Genomic DNA, 1,992 nt, shown 5'->3' with positions numbered 1-1,992 from the left:
GTAGCGCGCCAACAGGTTTGGAACTGCGGGACATACAATTTGGAACCCCACAGAATGCATTCTTAGAGGGGTATAAGAGGTCAATCAGACCTCTTTCTTTATGTCCTGTGGATCAGGCATAGGGCCTGCCGGTTCGACAGGCAGGGCAGGATAGGACGGCAACGGCTCGAACTGTCGTGGCGGCCGCCCATCATTGGCATCCAGTTCATGCACCACCAGTCGGGCCGCGATAGCCTGGGCATAGACTTCCTGTATCACGTCATCCCGTGCCCATAGCTGGCGGGTCAGTGTATCAGTGCGCTGAATGTAGTCAGCGATCAGTCCATGGGTCTGTGCAGCCAATTCCAATGCCTGCTGTCCTGCCGATAGCTGTTCCTGCCGCGTGGCCAGCCGGTTTTTGGCAACGTTGCCATACCATCCGCCGACCAGACCCATCCCGCCTTCGATCAGGCCGGACCAGGCATTCACCACATCGAACACGTGCCCGATCATGACGCCACGACCTTTCCAACCGGCTTGCCATCGGCCAGCAGATTGCCGTTGGCATCCACCACGACCAAGGCGACGCCACCGAACGCCGCCGCAATCTGCTGGGCGCAGGGCACCGGTTCCAGCACGGTCCCATCAGACAGGGTAACGGTCAGATTGCCGACGCCATCGAACGCCACGGATTTGATGGACAGCGGCATGGTGGCGGCATTGCCCGGCGCGATCTCGACCACCTGCGGCTGGTTGGTCAGGGGGATGGCAGTTGTCATGATGAAGGGCTGCCTGTTGTGGGCACGGTAACGCCCGTGATGACGGTGACAGGAAATGTCTCGCTCGACTGGATGGTGCCGTCCGGCCAGACCGTGCGAAGATCGCACCGATACCGGCCGGGTGCCCACGCGCCTGTGTCGGCCGCGCTGGTGATCTGGATTATGCCGGTGCGGCCCGGCACGATCTGAACCGACAGATCAGCCAGCAGATTGCCCAGCGCATCGCGCAACTGACTGGAAAACGTGCATCCGGTCAGGTCCAGCACCATGCCATCAAAACTACGGATCAGGGCGGCCAGCCGAAACGTGGCGCCCTGCTTTATGACAAACCCGCTCACGACGCGGTGGCGGCGCCAACCGTCACATTCAGGCTGGCCGGGTTGGTCAGGCCGCCGGTGTTCGTGGCGCTGATCGTGACCGTCCCTGCCGCCTTGGGTGTATAGGTCACGGTCCGGGCCGTGTTCGTGCAGCCGTTGAACGTCACGGTATCGGCCGAGAACGTCCCGCCTGCGTTTCCGTCGGACAGCGTGACCGTCGTATCCGTGCCCGGCCCGTCATTATCCGGTGTCAGGGTCAGCGTCAGGGCGGTTCCCGCCGTCGCCGTGGAGTTACCGGACAGCGTATATTCCGTGGACGGTGTATAGATGCTGCCCGGCGGGTATCTGCCGTCCGCATCCAGCGCATAGGCGAACCCGTCGGGTGCGGTTACGCCAGTCAGGCTGGCCATCTGCTGGGTTCCGACAACCGCGCCAACCGGGGACGAAACCTGTGCTGCCGGGACAAAAGGCGTCGCGCCCTGCGTATAGGCATAGCCCGGCTGGTACATGAAGGCAGCGGTGCGGTAGAGGATGTAGTTCTGCGTTGTCATGATGTCTTCCTTTACTGTCAGTCTGCCACGGGACCTTCAACGGTCACCCAGCCCCACCCGGCGGAATCAGCCAGTGCGCCACCTTGCCCCAGGGCGCGCGCCCATAGGCTCACGCCTGTTGCAGATATTACAGGCGCCCCGTTTTGGGTGAGGACATTGGCCCATGCCGAATTGCCATCGAGATCGGCCCATTCCGCGGAGACGGTCGGAACGTCGGCGTACGCTGTAGGGAACGTGATCTCGATTGTGCCTGAAACCGTGATCGAAGTTATCTTCAGGCACTGGCGCAGGATATTGCCCGTTTTTACCCACCAGCCGCCCGAAATATTGCCGTTGGCAGCTATCGTTCCGGTGCTGGTTGGGGCG

5 protein-coding genes are annotated in these 1,992 nt (G+C 61.8%); all 5 read right to left on the bottom strand.

The window, feature by feature from the left end; all coding sequences use genetic code 11:
• Positions 1-84: 84 nt before the first annotated feature.
• A complete protein-coding gene (locus tag HNO79_RS16265) occupies positions 85-492 on the bottom strand; it encodes a hypothetical protein (protein ID WP_214165942.1) in 408 nt (135 codons plus the stop codon).
• A complete protein-coding gene (locus tag HNO79_RS16260) occupies positions 489-758 on the bottom strand; it encodes a hypothetical protein (protein WP_214165943.1) in 270 nt (89 codons plus the stop codon). The genes HNO79_RS16265 and HNO79_RS16260 overlap by 4 nt, the downstream gene beginning before the upstream one ends.
• Positions 755-1,096: a hypothetical protein gene (locus HNO79_RS16255; RefSeq protein WP_214165944.1), complete on the bottom strand. Its 342-nt coding sequence runs from the start codon at positions 1,094-1,096 to the stop codon at positions 755-757. The genes HNO79_RS16260 and HNO79_RS16255 overlap by 4 nt, the downstream gene beginning before the upstream one ends.
• The gene (locus HNO79_RS16250) at positions 1,093-1,626 is read right to left on the bottom strand and encodes a hypothetical protein (protein WP_214176815.1); all 534 of its coding nucleotides are present in this window, start codon (positions 1,624-1,626) and stop codon (positions 1,093-1,095) included. The genes HNO79_RS16255 and HNO79_RS16250 overlap by 4 nt, the downstream gene beginning before the upstream one ends.
• A gap of 17 nt (positions 1,627-1,643) precedes the next feature.
• The coding region (locus tag HNO79_RS16245; RefSeq protein WP_214176814.1) for a hypothetical protein at positions 1,644-1,992 on the bottom strand (349 nt) is incomplete at its 5' end.

Source organism: Komagataeibacter oboediens (assembly GCF_018491655.1).
GTDB classification, from domain to species: Bacteria; Pseudomonadota; Alphaproteobacteria; order Acetobacterales; family Acetobacteraceae; genus Komagataeibacter; species Komagataeibacter oboediens.
This window is presented reverse-complemented; position numbering and strand designations above follow the sequence as displayed.

Bases quoted from the DNA above. Each gene is read 5' to 3' on its own strand.
- HNO79_RS16265 (WP_214165942.1), bottom strand. From the start codon at position 492: ATGATCGGGCACGTGTTCGATGTGGTGAATGCCTGGTCCGGCCTGATC.
- HNO79_RS16250 (WP_214176815.1), bottom strand. From the start codon at position 1,626: ATGACAACGCAGAACTACATCCTCTACCGCACCGCTGCCTTCATGTAC.
- HNO79_RS16260 (WP_214165943.1), bottom strand. From the start codon at position 758: ATGACAACTGCCATCCCCCTGACCAACCAGCCGCAGGTGGTCGAGATC.